This is a genomic window from Sphingomonas edaphi (assembly GCF_003583725.1).
Lineage (GTDB): Bacteria > Pseudomonadota > Alphaproteobacteria > Sphingomonadales > Sphingomonadaceae > Sphingomicrobium > Sphingomicrobium edaphi.
This window is the reverse complement of record NZ_QXTF01000002.1, coordinates 327,219-353,947: the sequence shown is the minus strand read 5'-3', so window position 1 is coordinate 353,947 and position 26,729 is coordinate 327,219. Positions and strand designations below refer to the sequence as shown.

25 protein-coding genes and 1 tRNA gene are annotated in these 26,729 nt (G+C 62.3%); 10 read left to right on the top strand and 16 right to left on the bottom strand.

Annotated elements, in window-relative coordinates; translation table 11 throughout:
* Nucleotides 1-5: 5 nt before the first annotated feature.
* Nucleotides 6-1,001, bottom strand: coding sequence for a porphobilinogen synthase (hemB, locus tag D3M59_RS08580; RefSeq protein WP_119533227.1), 996 nt, complete (start codon nt 999-1,001; stop codon nt 6-8).
* 66 nt (nt 1,002-1,067) lie between these two features.
* Here hemB and D3M59_RS08575 point away from each other — a divergent pair, with 66 nt between their 5' ends.
* On the top strand, nt 1,068-1,964 hold the full coding sequence (locus tag D3M59_RS08575) for a diacylglycerol/lipid kinase family protein (RefSeq protein ID WP_119533226.1): 897 nt from the start codon (nt 1,068-1,070) through the stop codon (nt 1,962-1,964).
* Between the two features lie 3 nt (nt 1,965-1,967).
* On the opposite strand, the gene D3M59_RS08570 is transcribed toward D3M59_RS08575, so the two are convergent.
* From D3M59_RS08570 to D3M59_RS08550, 5 genes are read right to left on the bottom strand one after another with little or no spacing between them, the layout of a single operon-like run.
* The gene (locus tag D3M59_RS08570; RefSeq protein ID WP_119533225.1) at nt 1,968-4,586 is read right to left on the bottom strand and encodes a valine--tRNA ligase; all 2,619 of its coding nucleotides are present in this window, start codon (nt 4,584-4,586) and stop codon (nt 1,968-1,970) included.
* A 37-nt stretch (nt 4,587-4,623) separates the two neighbouring features.
* Nucleotides 4,624-6,675 carry a dipeptidyl-peptidase 5 gene (locus tag D3M59_RS08565; protein ID WP_119533363.1) on the bottom strand — a complete coding sequence of 684 codons (2,052 nt, stop codon included), beginning with the start codon at nt 6,673-6,675 and terminating at the stop codon, nt 4,624-4,626.
* Nucleotides 6,676-6,720: 45 nt separating this feature from the next.
* Entirely contained in the window at nt 6,721-7,128 is a 408-nt protein-coding gene (locus D3M59_RS08560) for a DUF2497 domain-containing protein (RefSeq protein ID WP_119533224.1), read from the bottom strand.
* Nucleotides 7,129-7,142: 14 nt separating this feature from the next.
* On the bottom strand, nt 7,143-8,585 hold the full coding sequence (locus tag D3M59_RS08555) for a TolC family outer membrane protein (RefSeq protein WP_119533223.1): 1,443 nt from the start codon (nt 8,583-8,585) through the stop codon (nt 7,143-7,145).
* Nucleotides 8,586-8,592: 7 nt separating this feature from the next.
* A complete protein-coding gene (locus D3M59_RS08550; RefSeq protein WP_119533222.1) occupies nt 8,593-9,231 on the bottom strand; it encodes a protein-L-isoaspartate O-methyltransferase family protein in 639 nt (212 codons plus the stop codon).
* A 161-nt stretch (nt 9,232-9,392) separates the two neighbouring features.
* Here D3M59_RS08550 and D3M59_RS08545 point away from each other — a divergent pair.
* A tRNA-Cys gene (locus D3M59_RS08545) sits at nt 9,393-9,466 on the top strand.
* 30 nt (nt 9,467-9,496) lie between these two features.
* Here the strand turns inward: D3M59_RS08545 and csgH are convergent.
* From csgH to D3M59_RS12355, 3 genes are all read right to left on the bottom strand, one after another.
* Nucleotides 9,497-9,832, bottom strand: a complete 336-nt coding sequence (csgH, locus tag D3M59_RS08540) for a curli-like amyloid fiber formation chaperone CsgH (RefSeq protein ID WP_119533221.1) — start codon at nt 9,830-9,832, stop codon at nt 9,497-9,499.
* 16 nt (nt 9,833-9,848) lie between these two features.
* Nucleotides 9,849-9,983 carry a hypothetical protein gene (locus D3M59_RS12360; RefSeq protein WP_267896951.1) on the bottom strand — a complete coding sequence of 45 codons (135 nt, stop codon included), beginning with the start codon at nt 9,981-9,983 and terminating at the stop codon, nt 9,849-9,851.
* Between the two features lie 329 nt (nt 9,984-10,312).
* On the bottom strand, nt 10,313-10,510 hold the full coding sequence (locus tag D3M59_RS12355) for a curli assembly protein CsgF (RefSeq protein ID WP_119533362.1): 198 nt from the start codon (nt 10,508-10,510) through the stop codon (nt 10,313-10,315).
* 449 nt (nt 10,511-10,959) lie between these two features.
* Between D3M59_RS12355 and D3M59_RS08525 the strand changes: the two genes are divergently transcribed.
* Together D3M59_RS08525 and D3M59_RS08520 are read left to right on the top strand one after the other, a co-directional pair.
* Entirely contained in the window at nt 10,960-11,394 is a 435-nt protein-coding gene (locus D3M59_RS08525; RefSeq protein ID WP_119533219.1) for a copper chaperone PCu(A)C, read from the top strand.
* Nucleotides 11,394-11,987: an SCO family protein gene (locus tag D3M59_RS08520; RefSeq protein WP_119533218.1), complete on the top strand. Its 594-nt coding sequence runs from the start codon at nt 11,394-11,396 to the stop codon at nt 11,985-11,987. The genes D3M59_RS08525 and D3M59_RS08520 overlap by 1 nt, the downstream gene beginning before the upstream one ends.
* Here D3M59_RS08520 and D3M59_RS08515 read toward each other — a convergent pair.
* Entirely contained in the window at nt 11,984-12,853 is an 870-nt protein-coding gene (locus tag D3M59_RS08515) for an alpha/beta fold hydrolase (RefSeq protein ID WP_119533217.1), read from the bottom strand. The genes D3M59_RS08520 and D3M59_RS08515 overlap by 4 nt on opposite strands.
* Before the next feature lie 43 nt (nt 12,854-12,896).
* Here D3M59_RS08515 and D3M59_RS08510 point away from each other — a divergent pair, with 43 nt between their 5' ends.
* From D3M59_RS08510 to chrA, 3 genes are read left to right on the top strand one after another with little or no spacing between them, the layout of a single operon-like run.
* Complete coding sequence (locus D3M59_RS08510; protein WP_119533216.1) at nt 12,897-14,267, top strand: protein adenylyltransferase SelO family protein; 1,371 nt, start codon at nt 12,897-12,899, stop codon at nt 14,265-14,267.
* A gap of 54 nt (nt 14,268-14,321) precedes the next feature.
* On the top strand, nt 14,322-15,752 hold the full coding sequence (astD, locus tag D3M59_RS08505) for a succinylglutamate-semialdehyde dehydrogenase (RefSeq protein WP_119533215.1): 1,431 nt from the start codon (nt 14,322-14,324) through the stop codon (nt 15,750-15,752).
* Nucleotides 15,733-16,929, top strand: coding sequence for a chromate efflux transporter (chrA, locus tag D3M59_RS08500; RefSeq protein WP_119533214.1), 1,197 nt, complete (start codon nt 15,733-15,735; stop codon nt 16,927-16,929). Before astD ends, chrA begins: the two co-directional genes overlap by 20 nt.
* Here chrA and D3M59_RS08495 read toward each other — a convergent pair.
* Together D3M59_RS08495 and D3M59_RS08490 are read right to left on the bottom strand one after the other, a co-directional pair.
* Nucleotides 16,926-17,438 carry a hypothetical protein gene (locus tag D3M59_RS08495; RefSeq protein WP_199662464.1) on the bottom strand — a complete coding sequence of 171 codons (513 nt, stop codon included), beginning with the start codon at nt 17,436-17,438 and terminating at the stop codon, nt 16,926-16,928. The genes chrA and D3M59_RS08495 overlap by 4 nt on opposite strands.
* Nucleotides 17,435-18,931, bottom strand: coding sequence for a replicative DNA helicase (locus tag D3M59_RS08490; RefSeq protein ID WP_119533213.1), 1,497 nt, complete (start codon nt 18,929-18,931; stop codon nt 17,435-17,437). The genes D3M59_RS08495 and D3M59_RS08490 overlap by 4 nt, the downstream gene beginning before the upstream one ends.
* A 120-nt stretch (nt 18,932-19,051) precedes the next feature.
* Between D3M59_RS08490 and dcd the strand changes: the two genes are divergently transcribed.
* Nucleotides 19,052-19,606 carry a dCTP deaminase gene (gene dcd / locus D3M59_RS08485; RefSeq protein ID WP_119533212.1) on the top strand — a complete coding sequence of 185 codons (555 nt, stop codon included), beginning with the start codon at nt 19,052-19,054 and terminating at the stop codon, nt 19,604-19,606.
* A 132-nt stretch (nt 19,607-19,738) separates the two neighbouring features.
* Here the strand turns inward: dcd and D3M59_RS08480 are convergent, their stop codons facing one another.
* The 4 genes from D3M59_RS08480 to D3M59_RS08465 form a co-directional block, all read right to left on the bottom strand.
* Nucleotides 19,739-19,915 (bottom strand): YegP family protein, encoded by a 177-nt coding sequence (locus tag D3M59_RS08480; protein ID WP_119533211.1) that lies wholly within the window; start codon nt 19,913-19,915, stop codon nt 19,739-19,741.
* Between the two features lie 62 nt (nt 19,916-19,977).
* A complete protein-coding gene (locus D3M59_RS08475) occupies nt 19,978-20,577 on the bottom strand; it encodes an NADPH-dependent FMN reductase (protein WP_119533210.1) in 600 nt (199 codons plus the stop codon).
* A 59-nt stretch (nt 20,578-20,636) separates the two neighbouring features.
* Nucleotides 20,637-22,910 (bottom strand): ribonuclease R family protein, encoded by a 2,274-nt coding sequence (locus D3M59_RS08470; RefSeq protein ID WP_119533209.1) that lies wholly within the window; start codon nt 22,908-22,910, stop codon nt 20,637-20,639.
* A 35-nt stretch (nt 22,911-22,945) separates the two neighbouring features.
* Nucleotides 22,946-24,313, bottom strand: coding sequence for a M28 family peptidase (locus tag D3M59_RS08465; protein WP_119533208.1), 1,368 nt, complete (start codon nt 24,311-24,313; stop codon nt 22,946-22,948).
* A gap of 79 nt (nt 24,314-24,392) precedes the next feature.
* Here D3M59_RS08465 and D3M59_RS08460 point away from each other — a divergent pair, with 79 nt between their 5' ends.
* Nucleotides 24,393-25,151 (top strand): hypothetical protein, encoded by a 759-nt coding sequence (locus tag D3M59_RS08460; RefSeq protein ID WP_119533207.1) that lies wholly within the window; start codon nt 24,393-24,395, stop codon nt 25,149-25,151.
* A gap of 55 nt (nt 25,152-25,206) precedes the next feature.
* A complete protein-coding gene (locus D3M59_RS08455) occupies nt 25,207-26,709 on the top strand; it encodes a CoA-acylating methylmalonate-semialdehyde dehydrogenase (protein ID WP_119533206.1) in 1,503 nt (500 codons plus the stop codon).
* Nucleotides 26,710-26,729: the final 20 nt, after the last annotated feature.

Here is a 26,729-nt window from a genome sequence, read left to right as displayed (position 1 = left end):
GGGGATCAACCGGCGATGAGCCGCGCCGCAGCGGGCGCGTGATAGGTCAGGACGCCGGTTGCGCCCGCCCTTTTGAATGCCACCAAGGTTTCTAGGATCAGCGCGTCGCGATCCCCCGCACCCGCCGCGGCGGCCGCCTCGATCATCGCATACTCGCCGGAGACTTGGTAGGCGAAGGTGGGGACGCCGAAGGCATCCTTCACCCGCGCCAGCACGTCGAGATAGGGTAGCCCCGGCTTGACCATTACCATGTCCGCGCCCTCCGCGAGGTCGAGCGCGACCTCGCGCAGCGCCTCCGCGCCGTTAGCCGGGTCCATCTGGTAACCGCGCTTGTCGCCCTTTAGCAGGCCGCGCGAGCCGACGGCGTCACGGAAGGGGCCATAAAAGGCGGACGCATATTTCGCGGCGTAGGCCATGATCGACACGTCGCAATATCCTTCGCGCTCAAGCCCCGCGCGGATCGCGCCAACCCGGCCATCCATCATGTCCGAAGGAGCTACAATATCCGCGCCTGCGGCCGCTTGGACCAGCGCCTGCTCGACCAGCACGGCGCTGGTCTCGTCATTTTTCACGCAGCCCCGCTCGTCCACCAGACCGTCATGACCATGCGCTGTGTAGGGGTCCAATGCTACGTCAGTCAGCACGCCGACTTCGGGAACGGCATTCTTGATCGCCTTTACCGCCCGACAAATCAAATTGTCGTGGTTGAGCGCTTCGCCTGCATTTTCGCTGCGCAAACTGGCGGGCGTGTTTGGAAAAAGGGCAATACAAGGAATGCCAAGGTCCCTTGCCTCGCGCGCCTTAGCCGCCAGCCGGTCCACCGACCAACGGCTTACGCCCGGCAGCGCCGCAATCGGCTCTTCGCAGCCGTCGCCCTCGCAGATGAACAGAGGCCAAATGAAATCGCTCGGATGTAGCCGGTGCTCCGCCAGCATATCGCGGATCCAGGGCGCGGAGCGACCGCGGCGCATGCGGATGGCGGGAAAAGTCGGCTGGCTCATGCAAACTTTCTATCGTCATTCCCGGGATAACGGGAACATACTGGCTGTGTCCCCGCTTACGCGGGGGTGACCAATGTGAAAAGCCTTCCGCGAAAAGCCATCCTTATCGTCAACGCGATGAGCCGGAAGGGCGCGGACGCGTTCGACGAAGCACGCGACAAGCTGGAATTAGCCGGGATCGAACTGATCGAGGCGGTCGCAGTGACGGAGCCCGACAAGATGGACGGCATCGTCAAGGATGCCATCACCCGCGCGCCGATGGTAATCCTCGGCGGGGGCGACGGCTCGCTCTCTTCAAACGTCGATCATTTCGTAGGGCAGAATACGGTTTTTGCCGTCCTCCCACTGGGCACTGCCAACAGCTTCGCGAGGACGCTCGGTCTACCACTCGAACTGGACGGTGCGATCGACGTGATCGCCCATGGGAGGCGCAAGCGCATTGATCTTGGCATTATCGACGGAGACTATTTCGCGAATGCCGCAGCGCTAGGGCTGAGTCCGCTGATTGCCGACACCGTTCCCCATGCACTCAAGCGATACCTCGGCATGATCGGCTACCTGATCTGGGCGGTGCGCGTCGCATTCAAGTTCCGGCCATTCCGGCTCCGCGTGACACTTGATGACGGCAGCATCGAGAAGAGTTGGGCGACGGAGGCCCGAATCGCGAATGGCCGCTTCCACGGCGGCGTCGAACTCGTCGAAGACCAGTCGCTCGATAGTGGAGAGATGGTCATCCAGGCAGTGACGGGCAAAAGTGTGTTCGGTTTGGCATGGAGCTGGTTCGCGACGCTGTTCAAGCTACGGAATCGCGCTCAAACCACGACAGAATGGCGCGGCAAGAAAATGCGGCTGGAAGCCCGGCCTGCCCAAAAGATCTCCATCGACGGGGAAATCGCCGCGAAGACTCCGGTGACCGTAGAAATCGCTCGCGGGGCGATCGAAGTGGCCGCGCCGCGGGAGTAGGGCTTAGCCCAATCGGGCCAGCGCCGCTGACAGCCGGGCCGCCTCCGCGGAGCGTGCATCATAATCTGCGCGGGCCTTCTCGACTGCTTCGGGCTTGGCGCGCTCGGTAAAGCTCGGGTTCCCCAGACGCGCGGCAAGGCTGTCGCGATCTTTCTCTGCAGCGGCGATCGCCTTTGACAAGCGCGACTTCTCCGCGTCGAGATCGATCGCACCTTCGAGCGGAAACGCAATCGTCTGGCCGCCGACTACGATTTGGGCCGACCCGACGGGCACCGTCTCGGCCAGTACCGGTGCTCCAAGCTTCGCCATCCGGGCAAGAGTTGCCGCATTGCCGCTTAGTCGCTCTACCGTAGCGGAGTCGCCGATGACGTGCGGCGCAAGAATCGCGCTCCAAGGGATGTTCAATTCGGCGCGCATTGTGCGGACTTCTGAGATCACCTCAACCAGCCCGTCGATATCGCGAGCCGCAACCGCGTCGCGTTTGGCCTCCGGTTTCGGCCATTTAGCGATGATCAGGTCGTACGGCCGCTCACCCATTGAGTGCCAGAGTTCTTCCGTCACGAAGGGCATGAACGGGTGCAGCATGACCAGAATCTGGTCGAAAGCCCAAGCGGCCACGGCGCGGGTTTCCTCGTCCCAAGCACCCTTCACCAGCTCCACATACCAATCGCAGAAAGTGCCCCAGGTAAAATGGTAGATGGCGTCCGCCATCTCGTCGAAGCGCAGTTCATCAAAAGCCTTGTCGAGCTTCGCCAGCGTATCGACCACTTCGCCGATGATCCAGCGATTGACAGGCAGGGTTGCTTCGGGCGCCGCAATGCTCTGCGACGCACCGACACCGTTGCCCTGCAGGAAGCGGGCAGCGTTCCACAGCTTGGTCGCGAAATTGCGGTAGCCTTCGACACGCTTCTCATCCAATTTGATGTCACGGCCCTGGCTTTCCATCGCCGCGAGCGTGAACCGGAGCGCGTCTGCTCCATATTTGTCGATGAGGCCTAGCGGGTCGACCGTGTTGCCCTTCGACTTCGACATCTTCTGGCCAGCCGCGTCACGGACCAAACCGTGCAGGTAGAGCGTCTTCCACGGGACATCGCCCATGAACTCGATTCCCTGCATCGCCATGCGCGCATCCCAGAAGAACAGGATGTCGAAGCCCGAGATAAGGACGTCGTTGGGATAGTGGCGCTTCAGGTCTTCCGTTTCGTCCGGCCAGCCGAGTGTTGCGAAGGGCCAGAGGGCGGACGAGAACCAAGTGTCGAGCACGTCGTCGTCGCGGCGAAGAGCCCTGCCACCCGCGGCCGCCTGCGCCTCATCTTCGGTTTCCGCCACATAGGCGATGCCGTCTTCGTCGTACCAAGCTGGAATGCGGTGGCCCCACCAAAGCTGGCGTGAGACACACCAAGGCTGGATATTCTCGAGCCAGTTGAACCAAGTCTTCGACCAGCTTTCCGGCACGATCTTGATCTTGCCCGAACGGGTCGCGTCGAGCACCGGGCCGACCAGCTTAGCGGCGTCGACATACCATTGGTCGGTGAGCCAAGGCTCAATCACGACGTTCGACCGGTCGCCGTAGGGCGTCGCGATGGTGCGGTCCTCGACCTTCACCAAGGCGCCTTCGTCGTCCAGCATGTCGATCACGCGTCCGCGCGCGTCGAAGCGGTCCAAGCCCAGCAGCGGCTCCGGCACCAGCCCGTCTTGCGTCTGGGCCACACGGGCTTGCGCATCGAGCATGTTGAGCATTTCGCCCGGCTTGAAGCCAGCGCGCTTGCCGACTTCATAATCGTTGAAGTCATGGCCCGGCGTGATCTTCACCGCGCCCGAGCCCAGTTCAGGATCGGCATGGTCGTCGGTAATGATCGGGAGCAGACGGCCGGTGATCGGTTGGCGTAGCTTCTTGCCCACGATTGCCTTGTAGCGCTCGTCGTCGGGATGAACTGCGACGGCCATGTCGGCGAGCATCGTCTCAGGCCGCGTGGTCGCGACCTCGATCGATCCGCTGCCGTCCTCCAGCGGGTAGCGCAGCGTCCAGAACTTGCCGGCGACGTCCTTGGTCTCAACCTCCAGGTCGCTGATTGCGGTCTGGAATTTGGGATCCCAGTTCACCAGCCGCTTGTCGCGATAGATGAGGCCGCGCTTGTACAGCTCTACAAACACCTTAAGAACCGCGGCCGAAAAGCCCTCGTCCATCGTGAAGCGCTCGTTGGACCAGTCGCATGACGCGCCGAGGCGGCGGAGCTGGCGAGTGATAGCGCCGCCCGACTGGCCTTTCCATTCCCACACATGCTCAAGAAAGGCTTCGCGGCCGATCTCGGCACGCTTGATCCCTTGGCTGTCCAGGTTACGTTCCACCACCATCTGCGTCGCGATGCCGGCATGGTCTGTGCCGACCACCCACAATGCGTCCTTGCCATTCATCCGCGCGTGACGGGTTAGAATGTCCTGAAGCGTATCGTCGAGCGCATGGCCAATGTGGAGCGAGCCCGTGACGTTCGGCGGCGGCATGACAATGGTAAACGGCTCGCGATCATTTCGCTCGGGGCGAAACAGCCCCTCACCTTCCCAATGGGCATACCAGCGGGCCTCGATCGCGCCCGGTTCGAACGTCTTGGCAAGTTCGGTCATGCGGCGCGCCTAAACAGGGACGCGCCGCACTGCAACATCAGTTGGCCGAAGTGGTGAGGTAGGTACCGAGCCACTTGAACACCTCGTCGTACCACTGGATTGAATTCTTGGGCTTCAAGACCCAGTGATTTTCGTCAGGGAAGACCAGCAGCTTCGACGGGATCCCCTTGCGTTGAAGCGCAGTGAAGCTCGCAAGTCCCTGGCTATACGGGATGCGGAAGTCCTTTTCGCCGGTGATGACCAACATCGGCGTCTTCCACGCGGTGACATGGTTGACCGGGTTCCAGCGCTCATAGGCGGCCGGATCTTCATAATAGGCCTTGCCGCCATGCTCCCACTCGGTGAACCAGAGTTCCTCGGTTTCATACGCCATTGCGCGTTGGTCGAACACGCCGTCGTGCTGGACAAGGCAGTTGAACCCGTCCGGCCAGCGACCGGCGATCCAGTTCATCATGTATCCACCATAGGACGCGCCGAGCGCGCACTTCCGATTGGCGTCGAGCTGCCCGTCGGTCGCGATGGCGTGGGCCAGCCCCTTTTGCAGATCCTCAAGCGGCCAGCCGCCCCAATTGTTCTGGATGCTGTCGGTGAATGCCTGACCATAGCCAGTGGAGCCGTGGAAATCGATGCTGACCACTGCATAGCCCGGCGAGGCGAACAGGCGCGGGTTCCAGCGATAGGACCAGCCGTTGCCGAAGCTCCCTTGCGGACCACCGTGTACGACGAAGGCGATGGGCAGCTTGGCGGCGGCGTGGACCGGCCCTGCGGGCTTCAACTTGATGCCCCAGACCGTGTCGTTGTTGGCGCCCTTGAAATTAAACTTCTCGATGCTGACCGGATCCAGCTGATCCAGCAGCGCCTTGTTGAGCGCGGTCAGCTGGGTCACCCGGCCACGCGCGTCGACGCGGTATAGATCGTCGGGCGCAAGTGCGCTGTTTGAGGTGTAAAGCACCGCGCCGCCGGCAAGCGGGACGGCATTGTTGGCTGTGCCTTCGCGGGTCAGGCGCGCAACCTTCCCGCTGGCAGCATCGACGCGATAGAGCGGATGTTCCAGCACGTCCTGCACGGCAACAATCAGGCTCTTACCATCCTTTGCCCAAGCAATGCTGCCGACCGAACGATCCCAGCCCTGCGTCAGCGCTCGGGTCTGGCCGGTCGCGATGTCACGAAGCATCAGGACCTGACGATCCGCTTCATAGGTCGGCCGCGTCATCGCGGCATAGGCTAGCGTCCGACCATCCGGGGAGACGGTCGGCAATGTGTCGGTCGCGTCATTCGCGTCGGTCAAGTTCGTGGGCGGCGCGCTGCCGTCGGCGGGCGATGCGAAAATATCGAGGTTAGTCGACTTGGCTTCGATGCGGCCCGCCTCCCGCAGCGCGAAATAGACAGTCCTGCCGTCAGGCGACCAATCGATCTCTTCGCCGCCGCCAAATGGCTTGGACGGCGTGTCGCCTTCCAGCTCGCCGGTCAAACGAACGCCCATGCCGGTCAGCTTCCCGCCTTCGACCGGATAAGAATAAATGCGCGACCGCACGCCGGGCTCGACCCATGTATCCCAATGTCGGACAAACAGTTTGTCGTAGACGCGGCCGCTCCCGTCAGCCTTGCGCGGGAAGGTGGTGGCAGCGCATGCGAGGTCGGGGCAATCCGGGCGATCGGCCCAGACAATGACCCGATCGCCCTTAGGTGACAGTTCGAACCCCGAGATCTCCGCTCCGAAATCGCTAATCTGGACAGCCGCGCCGCCAACCGGAAGGCGGAAAAGCTGGCTCCGCTCGTTCACGGTCTTCAGGAAGTAAATCGCACCATCGGGTCCCCAAACCGCACTGTTGCCGCCCTCGGCGCCCGCGAGAAGTTTCGGCGCGGCGCCGCGAGCGTTGAGGTCGAGAAGATAAAGTGGATTACGACGGCGGTTGGCCCCGAGGTCTGTGTCTGAAATGGTGAACAATGCCCAACGGCCATCGGGCGACACCGAAGGCGCGCCAAGGCGCTTCATCATATGCATGTCCGTCGCGGTCATCGGACGCGCAATTGACGGAGTGGCGGACAGGGCGGCAGCCGCAACGCTGGCGGCAAGAGCAAGGCGCATGATCATGCCGGGGGCGTAGCAAGCCGCCCCAGTGCCCGCCAGTCCCTAGAGCGGACGGCCGGTAATGCGGTGGATTTCTCGCTTCACATGCTCGTCGACGATTCCTGGCAGGTGATCGTCGAGCCACTGCTTCAGGATCGGCCGAAGCATGTCGCGAACCATGTCTTCCAACGGATTGCCTTGGGGCGGCGGCGGTGCGCTGGCGGCGACGCTGGCCAGTACCTCCAGCCGCTGCCGGCTGCTGTCCGCGGCTTTCTCCTCCATCAGCGGCGGTCCGAGATCAATGGGTTCCGGCTCGGGTGCGGTCGCCTCCAGTGTCTCGTTGAGCTCGAGAATGTCTTCCTCCTCGGCGAGCGGTGGCGGCGCCGCAGCGCGAATCTCCTTTTCCTCGGCGATCACACGCTTGATCGACGCGAGTATGTCTTCCATCGACGGTTCACGGGCCCCTGGCATGGCCCACCTATTACCTATCGCGAGGCCGGTGTCACGCCCTGCGGCTGCTCAGCCGGAGTGACGGTGCTGGTGGCCACGGGCGCATGGCGTGGATCGCTCGACCAGTCGCTCCAGCTACCTGCTACCCGCCGATAGTTGCCGAGAGGATCGTAGAGAGGTCCGCCGTCGAGCCCAAGGTCATCAGCTTCCGCTTGGCCCATCGCGTTCAGCAACTGGAAGCCGGCAACATATTGGTCGCGGCGAGCCGTCACCAAGGCGACCTGCGAGTTCAGCAGTTCCTGCTCCGCATTGAGCACGTCCAGGATTGTGCGCGTGCCGACACTATTCTCGGCGCGGGCGCCCTCCAGCGCGAGTTCGTTGGCGCTGACGGCGACCTGGTTCGACGCGATCGCGTTCGTCGCTGCCTGGTAGACTGCATAAGCAGATCGGGCGCTGGCAACGACGGCACGCTCGGTCGCGACGCGACGTTCCAGCGTCTCACCTTCGAGCGCCTGAGCCTGGCGGATTCGGGCAGCTGGAAGGCCGCCCTGATACAACGGAATACGGCCCTGCACGCCGACGCTGGTCGCCGTGCCGGAACGTGGGATGCCTTGGGTGTCACCCGAAATCGTATTGGCATAATCGCCTGACGCGACCGCCGACACTGTTGGCAGCCGGCTGCCACGAGCGGAGCGGACGTCGAAATTCGCCGCCTCGGCCTGACGGGTGACTGCGATCAGGTCGGCATTGTTAGCAAGTGCAATCTGCACCGCCTGGTCGGCGGTGGCGGGCAGCGGCGGCAGCGGCGGCGGCGGCTGAAGCTGGTCCGGACGCTTGCCGATAACGCGACGATAATTTTCCTCGCTGGTAGCCAGTCGGCCCTGAGCCGTGGTTAAGTTTGACCGGCCGAGTGACAGGCGCGCTTCCGACTGCGCAACATCGGTCCGCGTGACGTCGCCGATTTCGAACCGATCACGAGTGGCTTCTAAATTGGTGCCCAGCACCCTCACCTGATTTTCATTGAGCTCGACGATGGCCCGATCGCGGATCACGTCCATGTAGGCCGCGACGGCCTCGGTGAAGATGTCGCCTTCAACCGCACGAAGGACAGCGCGTCCGGCCTCGACGCGCGTTTTGGCCGCCTCGATATTGTTTCGGACGGTCCCGCCCTGGAACAGCGGATAGCTTACGTCCACGCCGCCAGTCAGGAACGGGCCCTTGCTGCCGCCAACGTCGAAACGCCCGCTGCGGGTCAGGTCGCGCGTGACACCGACAGTCGCGCTGACCTGCGGCCGACCTGCGGCGCGGGCAACCGCAACGCCCGCATCGGCCGATTTCAGCGTTTCGCGCTGACCGGTAAGAGTCGGATTTGCGTTATAGGTCGACACCAGCGCCTCGCGCAGCGTGTCGGCCGAGGCCGTGCCCGCAGCGAGCGCGACAAGCAACGATGCGATGGCAAGGTGTCGGGTCACAGGCATTCCTCGCTTACAATGAGAACGTGAAGGCCTGGGGCCGCGAAAATCCGGGAAGCGGGGCGACGTCGGCATCGACGATAGTCCGCAGTGAAACCGATCCTCCCGCTACACTTCCGATGACTAGCCGCGAAACGCCGCGGTCCGAAAATGCGCCGGCTAGCCGACCGTTGGGGGCCAGTTGCTTCACGAGCCCCGTCGGCACGTCTTCAAATGCCCCATCCAACAGCATAACATCGTACGGCCCGCGCTTCGCCCAACCGTCCGCAAGCGGGCCAACCTCAGTTTTAATGCCCGCTGCCGTCGCCGCTTCGGCGAGCCGCTGATCAGCTTCGACAGCAACCACTTCAAGACCGATCGCCTTGAGCACCGCCGCAGCGTAGCCCGTGCCCGAGCCCACCACGAGCGCCCGTTCACCCGCCTGAGGGGCCAGTTCGCTCAGCAGGCGGCCAAGCGCGGCGGGCGGCATCATCGCGCGGCCGTCACCCAGCCGGACCGGCCGGTCGAAATAGGCCAGCGCGCGGGCCGACTCGGGTACGAAGCGCTCCCGCTCCACCCGGCCCATCGCCGCAAGCACGTTGCGGTCCGTTACTGCTTCGGGGCGAAGCTGGCTGTCCACCATCGCTCGCCGGGCCAGGCTGTAATCCTGCATCTAATCCTCGTTCGTCACGAACTGTTATATGCCACTAATACAGTGACGGTTCAAGCGCTCCATATCTTGTGACGGGCATCGCGCCAAGCAAGGGACGCCCCCGTTCGTCGAAACCCTCGGTTGACAAATGGCGGGACCAACCGCCAAAGCGCCGCCAACGAGGCCCGATGGCGGAGTGGTGACGCAGAGGACTGCAAATCCTTGCACCCGGGTTCGATTCCCGGTCGGGCCTCCAAATATCGCGAAGTATTGCATCCATCCCAGATCAGGGGATGCTGTTGGCGAACTCCTCGTAATTCAGGTCGCCGCAGCCTTGGACGCGAAGCACCGCATTCCAGTCTGACCCGGGACCTGCCCCAATGGTCGTGGACGCCAAAAGAACTTGCCGGTCGGGAAGCAGGTTCGCCGTCCCTCGCTGGCTTGATCGGTTGCCGCCGGCGTTTCCGGTTACCTCAAGCTCGTAGCGCGCCGTGCAGGCGATCGGACTTATTCCGATCACCTCCAGCCGGATACCTCCTTCTACAGGCTCGACATGGAGTCTTAGCGGCTGTGTAGCAGCCGTCGTCATGGCCAGGATCGCGCCGATTTCCGCCCATGCCATGATCCTGGTCCTCCCATTACTGCGGCGCGGCCGGCTGGTTGATGATTGCATTGACGATTGCCGCAGCCTCTTCAGACGGTTGCGGACTCTCCTCCGGCTTTTCCTTTTTGTCCGCCGCGTCGGACGAGCGGCCGAGCCCAATGGCCGCCACTTCTATAAGGATTGCCGTCGTTCTTAAGAGACCGTTTGCGCCGCGGAATGACATCAGCAGCCGTCGGCGCAGATATAAACTCGCAAGCCATCGCCGAGACTGTTCTGCACACCCTCATGACACTCTCCACTCTTTACGACCTCGTGGATTAAAGAGGCTGGCGTTGCTGCGGGGGACGGAACGCCAGCCTCCCCGGTCTCCGGATTCGCTTGCGCCTGGACGCCATTGGCTCAGGGGACAAAGCCGACCTTGACCAAGCGAATTCGCGACCATTCGATGATGGTGCAGCCGGCGCCTCAACTGCACCGACTGCTGTTCAGTTACACGCCCTACATCACGGCGCCTTTGGCCTTGGGATTTTTGAAGTCATTCTGTGCAATGGCGATTGCCAGCAAATGCGCAGAGTTAAACGGATTTCTCCCAAAGCTGGGATAAATCGGTTCATAGACAATATCTTGAGCTTGAGCAGCCGCTCCAAATGCGACGACGTGGTCGCGGCTGCTGCAACAGCTCCATACCTTCGCAATTTCATCTTCGCCCCCGAAGAACTCGCCCAGCCGTTTAACTTTCCGACTCAGGCAACCGTAAACAGAATATTAATAGCTGTTATATTTGAATCAACCCCCAATTTCGGGTAACATCAGTCAGTAAAGATGACGGAATCTTTATGTTATGTGCAGCGCAACATAGAGTTTACTTGGAGTTAAGCTTAACTTACTTGGGAAAATATCTGTTGGCTTGATATTATAAACTTGTGCATCTTAAAGTAGATCAATTCTTTTTACGCTCGACCCTTCACTCGTTTCTTACCTATAAATTCCAGTATACGAGTCAGTTTTCCGCCTTGCGTTATAAACGAAAGTTAGTACTCCCGTTCACTTTATGCAGCGGAAGGCTACCCCCAATCATCGCCAAGGCTCCGAATCCAGGCAGACCAAGTCTTGCTGTGCGCGAGTTGGGCGCATAGGGCGGATCCATGCGACGTACATCGATTGCGTTTTTGGCGTTCGCCTTGGCTTCCTGCGGTGAACAGGCAAATCCCCGCATCGAAATTTCTGATGCTTGGGCCCGCGAAACCGGCGCGGGACAGAATACTGGCGCGGCCTATGCAACCATCGAAAATACCGGTGGCGCGGACGACGAACTGCTGGCCGTCACCACCGATCGCGCGACGATGCCCATGCTCCATTCAAGCGAGAGCGTGAACGGGGTTTCCCGGATGCGTATGCTGCAATCGCTGAGTTTGCCGGCAGACGGCACGGTCGAGCTTCGACCGGGCGGCATCCACATCATGATGGAGGGGCTCAAATCGCCACTTAAGGCGGGCGAGACCTTCGAGGTCACATTCCGGTTTAAACAGTCTGGCGAACTGGTCGTGCCGGTCAAAGTCGAAGCGGCGGGGGCGCGCTGATGCTGGTGAAGTTACGCTTCATTCTCTGGGCGCTCGTTGGCGTGGCGGCGTTGGCGGGCATTTGGATTGCCCTGAAGCCGCCAGCGGAACTGCCCTCAACGGCCGAAATGCCACTCGACACGATCGGCGGTCCTTTCACGCTGACCGGCAGTGATGGCCAATCGTTCAACAGCGCCGGCCTCAACGGCAAGGGTACGGCAATCTTCTTCGGCTTCACCCACTGCCCGGACGTGTGTCCGACGACTCTCGCTCGACTCTCTAAGTTGCGGAAGCAGGCCGGCGGCGATGATGCATTCAACATCGTCTTCGTTTCGGTCGATCCCGAACGGGACACACCGGCGGACGTTGGCCGCTATGCCGAGTTGTTCAACACTCCGGTCATTGGCCTGACTGGCAGTGTTGCTGACATCGAACGGGTGAAGAAGCAGTTCGGCGTCTATTCGGCCAAGGCGCCGCTACCCAACGGCGACTATAGCGTCGACCATACCTCCACAGTGTTCCTGATGGACCGCAATGGTAAGTTTGTCGCCACGCTCGCCCCGGAAGAGGGCGAGCAAGTCGCGCTAGAGAAGCTGAAGAGGATTGCGGCCTAGTCGAGCCGCTCTGTTACGCGTTTCAATAGCCGGTCCATTGCCGCGACGGATTCCGGCTCTTCCAGGTTAGGCGTGTGGCCGACATCGCGGACGACGACCAGTTCGGCATCGTCGGGCAGTTCCGCGACCATCCGATCTGCCGTTTCCTGGGTCAGCAATTCGCTGATTTCGCCGCGAAGGATGGTCACAGGGCGCCCTGCGAGAGCGCGATACGCCGGCCAGGCATCGACTGCCGGCGTCGAGGTCGCCGACCGAAAATTGTCGGCGATCTTCATGTCATAGTCGAAGCGGATGCCGTCCTTGCCCTCACGGCAAACGCGGCGAGCAAAACGCTGCCATTCACCATCGCCCCAACGCGGGAATACTTCTCCGTTGCGCTCCCGCAGCTGCTCAACGGCGTCGTTCCAAGACGAGAATTCAACGTCCTTGCCGACATAGGTTGCGATCCGGTCGATCCCGACCTGGCAGAGCTCAGGACCGACGTCATTAAGCATCGCACCGGCGATCCGGTCGCTATCAGTAGAAGCAAGGATCATCGTGCAGATGCCACCCAGTGAGGTCCCCATGAACACCGCGTCGGCGATGCCTTCCTGGTCCAGCAGTTTCAGCAGGTCGGCGACATAGAATGGGGGCGAGTAGTGCTTGGGTTCCGGATCGTAGTCACTGCCCGCACGACCGCGAAGATCAACGCAGATAACGCGCCATGCTCCCGCGTAACGCTCGGCCACTGGCTCAAAATCCCGGGCATTTCGGGTCAGGCCGGGAATGCACAGGATCGGGGGCTTGTCGCGCGGCCCTTCATAATCGCGATAGTGGAGCCGCAAGCCGTCGGCGCTGTTCCAGTATCGATCGGTCCAGGTCGCCATGCTTGAACTTCCCCCCGCGGTTTCCCTCCCCTATCGCGGGCCAATGGCCGCTTCGCAACCCGTCCCGGAAAATCCGCCAATCCTGAGTTTGGGCGATGCCTTCTACGATGCGGTAAGGCCCGCCGAATTCCCGTCGGCGATCCCGCGCTTTCTGAACCAGCGCTGGGCGAACCGGACAGGACTGGCCGAAGTGGATTGGGAGCGGCATTTCGCTCGATTCCAACCGTTGCCAAGTAATCTCCCGACGCCGCTGGCCCTCCGCTACCACGGCCACCAGTTTCGCCATTACAATCCTGATCTTGGCGACGGCCGCGGCTTCCTGTTCGCGCAGGTCCGAGATGATCGCGGCCGACTGCTCGACCTGGGGACCAAGGGGAGCGGCAAGACACCATATAGTCGCAATGGCGACGGCCGACTGACACTGAAAGGTGGTGTGCGCGAGGTGCTGGCAACCGAGATGCTCGAGGCACTCGGCGTGAACACTTCGAAGAGTTTTGCCCTTTTCGAAACCGGCGAGGCGTTGTGGCGTGGGGATGAGCCCTCTCCTACCCGCTCGGCCGTGTTGACCCGGCTCAGCCACAGCCATGTCCGGATCGGCACCTTCCAGCGGCTGGCTTATTTCGAGGACGCGGGAAGCATCGAGAGGCTTGTGACCTACTGCCTGCAACATCTTTACTCGGAACAGCCAGGCGCAAATGCGAGCGCAAATGCTACACGCCTGCTGGAACTTGTTTGCAGTTCGACTTCGACGCTGGCCGCTAGCTACATTGCGGCGGGTTTCGTGCATGGCGTGCTCAACAGTGACAATATCAACATCACTGGCGAGAGTTTCGACTACGGCCCGTGGCGGTTCGCGACGGTTTGGGACGAGGAGTTCACCGCGGCGTACTTCGACGAGGCTGGACTTTACGCGTTTGGGCGGCAGCCCGAGGCGATCCATTGGGACGTGGCGCAGCTTGCCGGATGCCTGGCGCTGATCGGCGAAGCGCCCGCGCTTTCCGACTTGCTGGCCAGCTGGCCTGCCCGCTTCGAGGAGGCGCTGATCGGCCGACTGATCGCGAGGCTGGGGGTCGCCGCCGAAGAGGACGATCGGGCACTGGTTTCGGCCATGTTGAAAGCGCTGCGCTCGCGGAAGGTCGGAATCGACCGTTTCTTTTTCGATTGGCGGGGCGGACGCATTCCCCCATCAGAGGAGTACGACGACCCGCTGTTCGATGATCTGCGGGCGGCACTTGAGGGGCGCCAGCGGCAGCTTCGCCACCCTTATTGGGGCGACGAGGCACCCTGTTCGATGCTGATTGATGAGGTTGAGTTTATCTGGGCCGCAATCGCCGATGGAGACGACTGGTCGCCCTTCGAACTAAAGATAGAGGCCATCCGCCGGTTTGGTGACGCCATGGCGGCGGACGCCTAACCTTGACCCCAAGCCGCGGGCATGGGAACGGCCAGCCCCGGTGCTGGAGATAACATGAGCGACATCATCGTTTCGACTGAGCCGGCGACCGGCGCGGAAGTCTGGTCAGGACCTGTCGGCGACGCCGCGGCGGAAGTCGCCGCGGCGCGCTCCGCATGGGCAGAGTGGGCCGCGCATTCGGTCACCTATCGGATGGAAATGATCCGCCGCTTTGCCAACGTCGTCCGATCGCGTGAAACAGAGTTTGCAGAACTCATCGCTCGGGAAACCGGCAAGCCGTTTTGGGAAGCGAAGACCGAGGTCGAGTCGGTCGTCGGAAAGGTCGAGATTTCGATCGACGCCTATTCCGACCGGACACCTACGCGGCGCCTGGAAGCGGCAATGGGCAACAAGGTCACGGTACGTCACAAGCCGCATGGCGTTCTGGCGGTGCTTGGTCCCTATAATTTTCCTGCCCACCTTCCCAACGGCCACATCGTCCCAGCACTGATCGCGGGGAATGCGGTCGTCTTCAAGCCGTCAGAGAGAACGCCCGCGACGGGCGCCTTTCTGGTCGATTGTTTTCACGAGGCCGGAGTTCCGGAGGGCGTGCTGCGCCTGCTGATCGGCGGACCGAACGAGGGCCGCGCGCTCGCCGGGCAGGACGGCATCGATGGGTTGCTGTTCACTGGGTCGGCGCGCGCCGGCATGGCGCTTCACCGCCAGTATGCCGAGATGCCGCACAAGATGCTTGCACTAGAGCTGGGCGGGAACAACCCGCTAGTCGCCTGGGACACACCCGACGTGCAGGCCGCGGCAACGATCATCGTCCAGTCGGCCTTTTTGTCTGCCGGCCAGCGGTGCACCTGCGCCCGCCGGCTAATCGTCGAAGACGGCCAGCACGAGGAACTGATCGCCGAGGTTGTCAGAATAATGGACCGGATCATCGTCGATCACCCGATGGCCGACCCGCAACCGTTCATGGGGCCGGTGATCGATAACGCCGCCGCCGATCACTTGCAGGAACAATTCATGGGCCTGATGATGAAGGGCGGACGGCCGATCCGGCGCCTCGACCGCCCGTTCGAGGAGCGGCCATACCTGACGCCTGCACTGATCGACGTGACCGACGCCAAGGACCGGCCGGATGAGGAAATGTTTGGCCCCGTGCTGCAGCTCATCCGCGTCAAGGATTTCGACGCCGCAATCGACGAGGCCAACAACACGCGCTTCGGCCTAGCGGCCAGCGTGCTGACCAAAAGCCCGGAACTGTACGACCGCTTCTGGGCCAATGTCAGGGCGGGCGTCATCAACTGGAACAAGCCGACCAACGGCGCCCCGTCGAGCGCTCCGTTCGGCGGCGTCGGCCTGAGCGGCAACCACCGCCCCAGTGCCTTCTACGCCGCCGATTATTCGGCCTATCCGGTGACCAGCGTCGAGGCCGACGCTACGCGCGCTGTCATCGCCGAAGGCCTTCGCGACGCCTATGCCCCCAACGGCAACTGACGCCAGCGAGCGCCAGCCGCCAGGCACAATCTTCCTTCGGTTCTTGAAATTCGGACTACTCGCCTGGGGCGGCCCGGTTGCGCAGATTGCGATGCTCAAGCGCGAGCTGGTCGAAGAACAACATTGGCTTCCGACCGAGCGGTTCAACCGCCTGCTTGCCGCCTACCAAGTCCTCCCCGGGCCGGAAGCGCACGAACTGTGCGTCCACCTGGGCATGATGACGGGCGGCAGGATCGGCGGAATTCTCGCCGGGCTCGGCTTCATGCTGCCCGGGCTGGTCCTCACCTTGGCAATGGCGTGGCTATACGTGCGGCTTGACCTGCACACGCCGATGCTCGCCGCGCTGTTCCTCGGAATGCAGGTCGGCGTTTTTGTCGCGCTAATCGTTCGCGCCGTTCACCGGATAGCCGGACACGTCTTGGTCGACGCGCCGGCATGGTTCGTCGGCTTCGCAAGCGCGGCAGCGACGATGCTGGGCGTCAGCTTCTGGCTGATTCTGCCCGCGTCCGGGCTATTCTACGCACTCTGGACGTCGGGTAGGCGCCCAACGGCAATCGTCTTCCTCGCCGTGGCCGCCGCAGGTGCAAGCTGGGGCACCGGCATTTCCTCCGTCGAGCTGCCGGTGGACTCCGCGATTACTGCCGGAACGGCGACAGCTGCTGCGCTTTTCCTGTCGGGGTTGAAGGCCGGGCTGCTGACGTTTGGCGGCGCCTACACCGCCATCCCGTTCGTGCGGGAAGATGCGGTGGGCCGCGGATGGATTACGGATCGCCAATTCCTCGACAGCATCGCTCTCACTGGCGTCCTCCCCGCACCGCTCATCATCTTCGCGACTTTCGCCGGCTATATTGCAGCCGGGCTTGGCGGGGCATTGGCGATCACCGTCGGAATTTTCCTACCGGCTTTCGCCTTCGCACTGCTGTTCTCCGAGCGGCTGGAAAAGATCGCCGAGAATGACCGGTTACATCGGATCCTGGAGGGCGTTGCCGCGGGCGTCGTCGGACTGATCGCGGTTACTGCAGTGCAACTGGGCGTGAACGTCGCCGGCTCCGCGCCACTCCCGGTTGCCGCAGTAGTTTTCGCCGTTAGCCTGGCTCTGCTTTATTTCTGGAAGTCGAAGCTCGCCGTGCTCGCGGTCGTCGCGGGCTCGGGGATGGGAGGCATTATTCTCTTCTAGATTTTCCGGCTGTCGTAGGCCCAGTGGAGCACGGCTTGGCGCTGCTTTCGGCGGCAACTGATGTCGCCGGGATCGCAATGCTTTTCGATCTGCGCGATGTGCCTGCGAATGTTCTTCCAGCGTTTGATCTGCCGATCGTCCTCGCCGGGTAGGCGGCGGCCCATGTAGTAGCGGCAATACCATTGGAACCATCCGCGCGGGTCGTCGGGATGGATCCAGCCCTTGCGCTTCCATTCGGATAGCGGCTGGCTGGCGTCCACCCCGAAATAGTTGAGCGAACAGTCGCGCTTGCCGTCGGCCAGCTGAGCCTTCTCGAACCAGCTCGCCGGGAATTCGTCGCGACAGTCGGTCATATATTTTCCGCAGAAAATGCCGAATTCCAGCATCTCCTTCGGCGTCAGTTCGGGCCGGAATTCCGGATCGAAGTCGCGGCCCTCCCGCGCAGTCAGTTCGTAGCTATAGCCCTGCTGCATCTCGTCGTTGACGGTGACGCGGCGGCGACTGTTCACCCGCGCATTTCCGGCAGATAGTCGCCATCGATGGGATCGCTGAACTTGGTGATGCGGCTGTCGAAGCGCATGCGAACCTTGCCCGTCGCGCCGTGACGCTGCTTAGCGACGAGCAATTCGGCGGTGCCGTAAACACGCGACATCTCTTCCTGCCAGGCGGCGAAGTCAGGATGATCCTCGCTAGGCTGCTTGGCGGCGACATAATAGTCGGGGCGGAATACGAACCAGACCATGTCGGCGTCCTGCTCGATCGAACCCGATTCACGAAGGTCGGACAGTTGGGGCCGCTTGTCCTCTCGCTGTTCGACCGCACGGCTGAGCTGTGACAGCGCCATGACCGGCAGGTCGAGTTCCTTGGCGAGCTGCTTGAGGCCGCGGCTGATTTCCGAAATTTCCTGGACGCGATTGTCGCCAGCCGACCCCTTGCCGGTGCCCTGCAGCAGCTGAAGATAATCGACGACGACGAAGCCGATGCCCTTCTGCCGCTTCAGGCGGCGAGCCCGGGCGCGGAGCGCAGCGATCGACAGGCCGGGCGTATCGTCGATGTATAGCGGCAGGTTCGACAATTCGCTGGAGGCCCGCGCGAGGTTGCGAAATTCCTGCTGGCTGATCTTGCCCATGCGTAGGTTTTCCGAGGAAATCCCGGACTGTTCGGCGAGGATACGGGTTGCCAGCTGGTCCGCGGACATTTCCAAGCTGAAGAAGGCAACCGGCGCACCAGCGCTCTTGTCTGCCGCAATTCCATCTTCCTGGTCGCGGACGAAGCGCTGCGCCGCCGCGAAGGCCATGTTAGTCGCAAGCGACGTCTTGCCCATGCCCGGACGGCCGGCAAGGATGATAAGGTCGCTCTTGTGCAGCCCGCCGACCTTGGTGTTCACCCCGTCGAGGCCAGTGGTTACACCCGACAGGTGACCGCCGCTGTTGAGTGCCTTTTCCGCCTGCTTCACGGCGAGGATGCTCGCCTCCCCGAAACTTTTGACTTTACCTTCGTTCCCGCCCTCTTCCGCGACGCGGTACAGCTCGCTTTCCGCCCGCTCGATCTGCGAGAGCGGCGCTACTTCCTCCGAGGTGTCCAGCGCGCTTTCGACCATGTCGCGGCCGACGCCGACAAGCGCGCGGAGCAGCGCCAGGTCATAGATTTGCGCGGCGAAGTCGCGCGCGCCAATGACAGCGGCGCCCGAACCGGTCAGCTGCGCGAGATAGGCCGGTCCACCTACCTCCTTCATCGCGTCATCGGCTTCGAAAATCGGCTTCAGGGTCACCGGGTTGGCGACCATGTTCTTGTCGCTCATCCGCAAGATCGCTTCGTAAATACGACCGTGCAGTGGTTCGAAGAAATGGTGTGGTTTCAGTCGAATCTGGACATCTTCGACCAGCCGGTTGTCGATCATAAGCGCGCCCAACAGCGCGGCCTCTGCCTCGATATTTTGCGGGAGCTTGGTCTCGGGCGCCGGCGCATCGCCGGCCTCGTTGATGCGAATGATCTCGGCCATGGCAGAACCCTACGCGATGGACATTCGAGGCTCTACCCGCCGATCCATTTTTCCGTGGACACCGCTGTGGATAATCAGCGGCATTGCGTGCGGCCCGTCGCGGCGGCTAGCCAAAGCAGCATGAGCATACTTTCCGACAGATGGATTCGCGAGCAGGCCCAGACCAACGGCATGATCGAGCCGTTCGTGGAGGCGCAGCGCCGCGAGGGCTGCATCAGCTATGGCCTGTCGTCCTACGGGTATGACGCGCGGGTTGCGGACGAATTCAAGATTTTCACCAACATCGACAGCGCCGTCGTCGATCCGAAGGATTTTGCTGGCAACAGCTTCGTCGATCGCCAGACCGACGTTTGCATCATCCCGCCCAACAGCTTTGCCCTGGCCCGAACGGTCGAATATTTCCGGGTGCCGGAAGACGTGCTGGTGATCTGCCTCGGCAAGTCGACCTATGCGCGTTGCGGGATCATCGTGAACGTGACCCCCTTGGAGCCCGGCTGGGAGGGTCATGTCACGCTGGAATTTTCGAACACGACACCCCTGCCGGCCAAGATCTATGCCAACGAGGGCGCGTGCCAGTTCCTGTTCCTGAAAGGAAACGAGCGGTGCGAGACTAGCTACAAGGACCGGGCCGGCAAATATATGGGCCAGCGGGGGGTAACGCTCCCGAGACTTTAGTCCGATCGCAGGCGCGTCAGGGGCAGGAATCCCGTAACGTAAGTCCTAGCCAGTTCGCGCACGGCTGGCCGCCTTGGCTAGCTCTTCGCGTTTCCTGCGATTGCAGTGGGACCCGCATCGCTGCTCGGGCGCTCAAGTCGCGTCATGCACCTCGGCCATGGGGCCGTTTTTCTTGATGGAATCGATCGCGTTCTGGGCAGACGCCTTGGACTTGTACGTTTCGGTCCAGAAGACTTTTTCGCCATTATACTCGAAGCTGGCGATGTATTCGCCGTTGGACGATTTCTTGATCACGAACTTGTGAGCCATGATTTGCCTCCGTCGCTATCGAAGCCCGGAGGCTAACCCGCAATGGATGGCGAGTCGATGTGCTAACCTTCCGACCCCGAACTGTCGCCAAGCAGCTTGGCGCGACCGGCCTTGATGAGGTCGACCCAGTCGCCGAACGCCGCCGACAGCTTCGCGACGAGATCCTTCAAGGGGCCGTCCTTTAGCAGTCCGTCATCTCCAAACGCATCTTCGGCGACCTGACCCAAATAAGCTTCCGGCTGCTGCATAACGGGCATGTCGAGGAACACCGCGCACTGGCGAAGCGCGTGGTTGGCACCGAATCCGCCGATGGCGCCGGGGGAGACGGTGACGATGGCCGCCGGTTTTTTGGCAAACACACTTTTCCCGTAAGGACGCGAGCCAACGTCGATCGCGTTCTTCAGCGCGCCGGGCATTGAGCGATTATATTCGGGCGTGACGAACAGGACGCCTTCCGCGCCGCGCACGGCGTCACGGAACCGGCTCCAGCTTGCAGGCGGGTCCTTGCCGTCAAGATCCGGATTGTAGAGTGGAAGATCGCCGATCTCCACAATCTCGCAGTCCAACCGGTCGTGCAAGGCGCACATAGAGCGCGCGACCTTGCGGTTGATGCTGCCGTCGCGAAGGCTGCCGACGATGATCGCGATATTGTGATTGGCCATTGCTGCGCCCCTTATTTCCGTCGGGAACGAAGCGCATGATGGTTGAATTGGTTGCAGCCCTAACGGCGGCGCTTGCCTTGGTGCCGGATATTGCCGGGGCGCCCACGTTTCGACCCTGCCCGAGTGCGGTCCTTGCGCGCGGTTCGCGGCGGCGCGGCGAACTTGCCTTCGGGAAGCTCGAAGCGGAGCGCGCCCGACGCAGGATTGGCCTCGACCAGCTTGAGCTCGAGATGCTGGCCGACGCGGTAGGTCTCACCGCTTTGCTCTCCAACCAAGGCGCGGGCTGCCTCGTCGTAGCGGAAATATTCGTTGCCCAAGATCGCTGCCGGCACCAGCCCGTCACCGCCCAAATCCTCGACCGTCGCGAAGAAGCCGAACGGCTGGACGCCGGTAATCCGGCAGCGCAAAATCTGCCCGACTTTGTCGGCGAGGAAAGCGGCGACGTAGCGATCGATCGTCTCTCGTTCCGCCTCCATCGCCCGGCGTTCCAGCATCGAAATATGCTCGCCGATCTCGACAAACTGCTCCGCTTCCTGGGAAGGGAGGCCGCCATCCCCGAGACGGTAGGCGCTGACCAGCGCTCGGTGGACGAGCAGGTCGGCATAACGACGGATCGGCGACGTGAAATGCGCGTAGCTGCCAAGCGCGAGCCCGAAATGGCCGAGCGTTTCAGGCGAGTAGCGCGCCTGCATCTGGGTCCGGAGCAATTGTTCCATGATTTCCGGCCGGGCATCGTGATCGGGGCCAATCCGCTCTATGATCCGGTTAAAAATCGCGGGCTTGATGACTTGGCCAAGCGCAAATTCGATATCGAAGGTGGCCAGATAATCCTTGAGCGCGACCAACTTCTCGCGGCCCGGGCCTTCGTGCACGCGGTACATGACCGGCGCCTTCTTGCGCTCCAGAGCTTTGGCCGCTGCGACGTTGGCAGCGATCATATAGTCCTCGACCAGCCGATGGGCATCGAGTCGCTCGCGCGGGGCGACGGAGAGGATTCGGCCCTTTTCGTCGAGCATGACGCGCCGTTCGGGAAGGTCGAGCTCAAGCGGTTCGCGCTTTTCCCGGGCAGACAGCAAGGCTCGCCAACAGGCCCAGAGCGGTATCAGCGCCTTGTCGACCAACTCTTTCGGAACCGGACCTTCAAGATCGGGCATCGAACAGGGAGAGCTTGCGACTTCAACAACTTGCTCTCCAACCGCGTCCATCGCCGCCTGAGCATTCTCATACGCAATGTTTGCAGCGACACAAATTTTGGCACGCGAGAATCGCCAGCTTTTAAGGGCGCCGTCACTGCCGACGTGGAGGTGGCAGGCCATCGCGGCCCGCTCCTGCCCTTGCTTCAGCGAACAGATGTCGGACGACAGTTCGTGGGGCAGCATCGGCACGACGCGGTCGGGAAAATAGACGCTGTTGCCGCGGGCCCGGGCCTCGCGATCCAATTCGCTACCGGGGCGCACGTAGTAGCTAACGTCAGCAATGGCGACAATCGCGTCCCAGCCGTCGCCGTCCTCGCGCGCCTTGGCCCAGATGGCATCGTCATGGTCGCGCGCATCTTCCGGATCGATGGCTACAATCGGCAGTTGGGTCAGGTCCTCACGGTCACCAAGCAGCTGCGAGGCGACCTTCTTGGCTTCCGCGGTGGCCTCGGCGCGAAATTCGTCGCGGATGCCATGCTTGTGGATCGCGATCATAGAGAAGCTGCGCGGGGCAAACGGATCGCCAAGGATGGCGTCCACCCGCGCGGTCGTGCGCGGCGGGCGACCGGAGGGTTCGGCAAGGACGAGGTCGCCCGGTTGTGCGTCCTTTAGGTCGGAGATCGGAAGCTCGCGCCGCTCCTTCTTGTCGACCGGGGTAAGATAATGGCGATCACCCTCCAGCCGCACCACGCCCAGTACCAGTTCGGCCGAGCGGGCCAGTTTCTTCATCGGATGAGCAACGTAGCCAGCGCCGGCTTCCTCGGTGCGGGCCAGGATGCGATCGTTGAGCGCAAGCGCGGACCGCCTGCCACGCTCGATTACGCGAAGCTTCGGCGGCGGGGTGTCGGCGTGCCAGCTTTCGGGCGTGGCCAACACCTGCCCGTCGTCGACCGACACGACGCGTAGCACGGTGACACGCGGTACCCCGCCCGCCTTGTGGAAAGCGCGGCCGGGCGCGCTGTCGATCAGGCCTTCGTCGGCCATGTCCTTAAGCAGCGCCTTCAGCAGGATCTTCTCGTGACCGGATAGGCCGAATGCCCGCGCGATCTCGCGCTTGCCGGCGGGCTGCCCGGAGCTTTCGATGAAGTCGAGAATCTGCTTTGCGGTCGGCAGGCCAGCGGAAGGTTTGCGGGGCATCAGGCGTTTAATGCACGCGCAATCCTAAAGTGTCCTCACTTTGTTTTCGCCGGATTTACATAAGGCTTGAAAGCGCCGCCGGGAACAGCCGAGGCGACCGGGCTTTCGTAGCCGTCCTTGCTGACAGACGAAACGCCGAACACCCAGTCGTCGACGCGAACTTTCGGAAGAACCACTGTGTCGGGCGTGTCGACCCTAAGCTGCTTGGGCACCCGACGTTCGAATTGCCATTGATTGGAGTCGGTACGACGCCACCGGACCACGAAACTTTCGGCAGTCGAAAGAAGCGGCCACTTGATTGTCGTGTCCGTACTCACCGCGCCTTCTACGGTCGGCATCGGCGGCGGCGGGGCGCTGGCTAGGGCGGCCAATGCAGCGACGTTCAGTTTGGTCACCTTGGCCAGATAAGGGAAATCCATCTTGTCGATGGTGTCGCCATATTCGACGCCTTTTTCGGTACGCAGGTCTTGGTGCTGCCAATTGTAGTTTTCGACCGCGACCGACATCCGCACCGCCGGGAATCCCGCGTTCAGAAACTCCGTGTGATCCCCGCCGCGGCCAAAGCGGTCGTTGCGCCAGACTTGCATGACGTCGAGGCCAATCGAAGGCAGCCGCTCGGCTAGGCTGTCGAGGTAGCGTGAGATGTTGCGTGACGGGCTGTCGTTCTCGCCACCGAGGCTACGTACATCGTCGCGAAGCTCGTCGCCCCCCTGCCAGCGCAGCCCCTCCGAGAAGACGCGCACTTGCTTGTCGTTGCACACGCCGTCGGAGCCGCAGCTGTTGCCGATAATGTCGTTGTTCAGATTGGCGATGACGTTCCAGCCCTGCGCTTTGGCATAATCAGCGAGGATCTTGCCGCCGAGGAGTCCCTGCTCTTCCCCGCTCAGCGCGGCATAGACGATGGTGCCGGGAAACTTGTGCTTCGACAGTACCCGCGCCGCCTCCATTACTGCCGCCGTGCCCGATCCATCGTCGTTCGCGCCCGGTGCGTCGGCGGTTGCGTTCATCACGTCGGTCACCCGGCTGTCGATATGACCGGTAATGATGACCACGTCACTCGGCCGCTCGGTCCCGCGCTGGATAGCCACCGCGTTGCATACCTTTGTCGGGGTCGGCACTCGGCGCCCCGTCACCGTGTCGCACGTCTGGAGCGTCTGCAGGCCGAGCTTCTTCATCTCTGCTTCCGCCCAGCGGACCGAGGCGCCGATGCCGCGTTTCGGATCGGTCTGCGACGATAAGGTGTGGCGGGTACCGAAGCTGACCAGCGTGGCGACCGTCGCCTTCATGCGCGCGGCATCGACCGCGCTAGCGATCTGCCCGAGGCGAGCGTCCTGCGGCGACTGTTGGGCGACCGCGGCGGTGGTGGAGAAAAGGGCGGTGAGGAGGAGGGATGCGCGTACCATGCCTGCAACTTAAGCACGGGCCGCGCAGGCAATCCAGCCCGCTATTGTATTACATATATAATACAGTTACCTTTGATACATGATCGCTGCCTTCGCCGTCGCGCTTGCTATCGTCCAGCCCTCGCCCATCCTCCATTACGTCCGTTCGAACATCGACGGGTCGCAACCGGAGCATGTCGTTCACTACAGACCGTCGCGGCGCGAGATCACCGTGTACAAATGGGTCAGCAAGTGCACCACGTCGGCCTATGTAACGGCGTGGATGGATGAGCGGGTGCAAGAAGGAACGCTGTTCGTCGCCGGCAAGGTAACGCGCGACGGAAGCCAGGCGCGGTTCGGGACGCTTACGCTGGACCCGGCGCGTTCGACGCTGGTTGCCGACGTGGCACCGCCCGGCGGCCCGCGCATCCAGGAGAGTCATCCACTGAAGTCACGGCCCTTCCTACTCTATGATTTCGACTTTGCCGACCTGAACAGCTTCCTGCAGGAGCATCGGCCGCAGAAAGATTTCTCGTTCGAGCTTCCGGTCATCTGGCCCGGCCAGAACGGAGTTTTTCGGGACCTAGGGCTACTTCGCGCAGCTTTCGGTGGCGAAGAAGATTATCTTGGCCGCAAGACAATCCGCTTCGACCTGACGGTGACGGGCACGACACCCAGCAGCGGCACCTTGTGGATCGACGCAGAGGGTGGCCATATCGTCGAGGCGCGCCTGGGCCTACCCAACCACCAGGAATATCGCGATTTTCGACTGACGCTGGAAAAGGCGACAGCCGGCGGCAAGGCGGCGTGGGATGGGCTGACTGCGAGCCAATATGCAGATTGCCCCGCTGGCAATTGATCGGAGGCGGCGTTAGGGGAGCGCCCGAACCTCAATCAGTTTCGGGATCCCGGCCATGCGTAGCATCGAGCATTTCATCAACGGCAGTAGCCTGTCCGAAGGCACCCGCACGGGCGAAGTGTGGAACCCCTCGCATGGCGAAGTGCAGGCGACCGTCACGCTGGGCACGCCATCGACCCTACAAAAGGCGGTCGATGCAGCGCTTGCCGCGCAACCCGCTTGGGCCGCGACCAACCCGCAGCGCCGCGCCCGAGTCATGTTTAAGTTCAAGGAACTGATCGAGCATAATATGGACGACCTCGCCGAGTTGCTCTCGAGCGAGCATGGCAAGGTGCTGGCGGACTCGCGCGGCGACGTTCAGCGAGGCCTTGAGGTCATCGAATATTGCTGCGGAATCCCCCAGGCCCTGAAGGGCGAATATACGCAGGGCGCAGGTCCCGGCATCGATGTCTATTCGATGCGCCAGCCGCTCGGCATCGGCGCCGGCATCACGCCGTTCAACTTCCCAGCGATGATCCCGATGTGGATGTTCGGCATGGCCATCGCCTGCGGCAACGCCTTCATTCTGAAGCCCTCCGAGCGCGATCCCAGCGTTCCGGTTCGCCTGGCCGAATTGATGAAGGAAGCAGGCCTGCCCGACGGCATCCTGAACGTCGTCCACGGCGACAAGGAAATGGTCGACGCCATTCTGGATCACCCTGATATCGCCGGCATCAGCTTTGTCGGATCGTCCGACATCGCCCAGTACATCTACTCGCGCGGCACCGCGAACGGTAAGCGCGTACAGGCTTTCGGTGGAGCCAAGAACCACGGCATCGTCATGCCCGACGCCGACCTTGACCAGGTCGTCACCGACCTGACCGGCGCGGCCTTCGGATCGGCCGGTGAGCGCTGCATGGCGCTGCCCGTGGTCGTACCGGTGGGTGACGACACCGCCGCCGCCCTCCGCGAAAAGCTGGTGCCGGCGATCGAAAAGCTGAAAATCGGCATCTCAACCGACCCAGACGCCCATTATGGCCCGGTCATCAACGAGGCGCACAAGCAGCGCGTCGAAAATTACATCCAGATGTGCGCCGATGAGGGCGGCGAGTTGGTCGTCGACGGCCGCGGCTTCACGCTGCAGGGCCACGAGAAGGGCTTCTTTGTCGGACCGACGCTTTTCGACCATGTGAAGCCCAGCTTCCGGTCCTACAGGGAAGAGATTTTTGGCCCGGTGCTGCAAATCGTCCGCGCCGACAGCTTCGACGAAGCCGTCCGCCTGCCGAGCGCCCACGATTATGGCAACGGCGTCGCCATCTTCACCCGCAACGGCCATGCAGCGCGCGAATTCGTCAACCGCGTGAATGTCGGCATGGTCGGCGTTAACGTGCCGATCCCCGTGCCGGTAAGCTATCACAGCTTCGGCGGCTGGAAGCGGTCAGGCTTTGGCGACATCGGACAGTACGGGCAGGAAGGTCTGCGTTTCTGGACCAAGACCAAGGTGGTTACACAGCGCTGGCCTGATGGCACGGCGGCCGGCGATCACAAGGAAGCGTTCGTCATTCCCACCATGGGCTGACGCAACGCACAGGGAGGTAG

Excerpts from the sequence above, each read along its gene's own strand:
- hemB (WP_119533227.1), bottom strand. The coding sequence starts at position 1,001 with ATGAGCCAGCCGACTTTTCCCGCCATCCGCATGCGCCGCGGTCGCTCC.
- D3M59_RS08570 (WP_119533225.1), bottom strand. The coding sequence starts at position 4,586 with ATGACCGAACTTGCCAAGACGTTCGAACCGGGCGCGATCGAGGCCCGC.
- D3M59_RS08565 (WP_119533363.1), bottom strand. The coding sequence starts at position 6,675 with ATGCGCCTTGCTCTTGCCGCCAGCGTTGCGGCTGCCGCCCTGTCCGCC.
- D3M59_RS08560 (WP_119533224.1), bottom strand. The coding sequence starts at position 7,128 with ATGCCAGGGGCCCGTGAACCGTCGATGGAAGACATACTCGCGTCGATC.
- D3M59_RS08555 (WP_119533223.1), bottom strand. The coding sequence starts at position 8,585 with ATGCCTGTGACCCGACACCTTGCCATCGCATCGTTGCTTGTCGCGCTC.
- D3M59_RS08550 (WP_119533222.1), bottom strand. The coding sequence starts at position 9,231 with ATGCAGGATTACAGCCTGGCCCGGCGAGCGATGGTGGACAGCCAGCTT.
- csgH (WP_119533221.1), bottom strand. The coding sequence starts at position 9,832 with ATGGCATGGGCGGAAATCGGCGCGATCCTGGCCATGACGACGGCTGCT.
- D3M59_RS08525 (WP_119533219.1), top strand. The coding sequence starts at position 10,960 with ATGCGACGTACATCGATTGCGTTTTTGGCGTTCGCCTTGGCTTCCTGC.
- D3M59_RS08520 (WP_119533218.1), top strand. The coding sequence starts at position 11,394 with ATGCTGGTGAAGTTACGCTTCATTCTCTGGGCGCTCGTTGGCGTGGCG.
- D3M59_RS08515 (WP_119533217.1), bottom strand. The coding sequence starts at position 12,853 with ATGGCGACCTGGACCGATCGATACTGGAACAGCGCCGACGGCTTGCGG.
- D3M59_RS08510 (WP_119533216.1), top strand. The coding sequence starts at position 12,897 with ATGGCCGCTTCGCAACCCGTCCCGGAAAATCCGCCAATCCTGAGTTTG.
- astD (WP_119533215.1), top strand. The coding sequence starts at position 14,322 with ATGAGCGACATCATCGTTTCGACTGAGCCGGCGACCGGCGCGGAAGTC.
- chrA (WP_119533214.1), top strand. The coding sequence starts at position 15,733 with ATGCCCCCAACGGCAACTGACGCCAGCGAGCGCCAGCCGCCAGGCACA.
- D3M59_RS08490 (WP_119533213.1), bottom strand. The coding sequence starts at position 18,931 with ATGGCCGAGATCATTCGCATCAACGAGGCCGGCGATGCGCCGGCGCCC.
- dcd (WP_119533212.1), top strand. The coding sequence starts at position 19,052 with ATGAGCATACTTTCCGACAGATGGATTCGCGAGCAGGCCCAGACCAAC.
- D3M59_RS08480 (WP_119533211.1), bottom strand. The coding sequence starts at position 19,915 with ATGGCTCACAAGTTCGTGATCAAGAAATCGTCCAACGGCGAATACATC.
- D3M59_RS08475 (WP_119533210.1), bottom strand. The coding sequence starts at position 20,577 with ATGGCCAATCACAATATCGCGATCATCGTCGGCAGCCTTCGCGACGGC.
- D3M59_RS08470 (WP_119533209.1), bottom strand. The coding sequence starts at position 22,910 with ATGCCCCGCAAACCTTCCGCTGGCCTGCCGACCGCAAAGCAGATTCTC.
- D3M59_RS08465 (WP_119533208.1), bottom strand. The coding sequence starts at position 24,313 with ATGGTACGCGCATCCCTCCTCCTCACCGCCCTTTTCTCCACCACCGCC.
- D3M59_RS08460 (WP_119533207.1), top strand. The coding sequence starts at position 24,393 with ATGATCGCTGCCTTCGCCGTCGCGCTTGCTATCGTCCAGCCCTCGCCC.
- D3M59_RS08455 (WP_119533206.1), top strand. The coding sequence starts at position 25,207 with ATGCGTAGCATCGAGCATTTCATCAACGGCAGTAGCCTGTCCGAAGGC.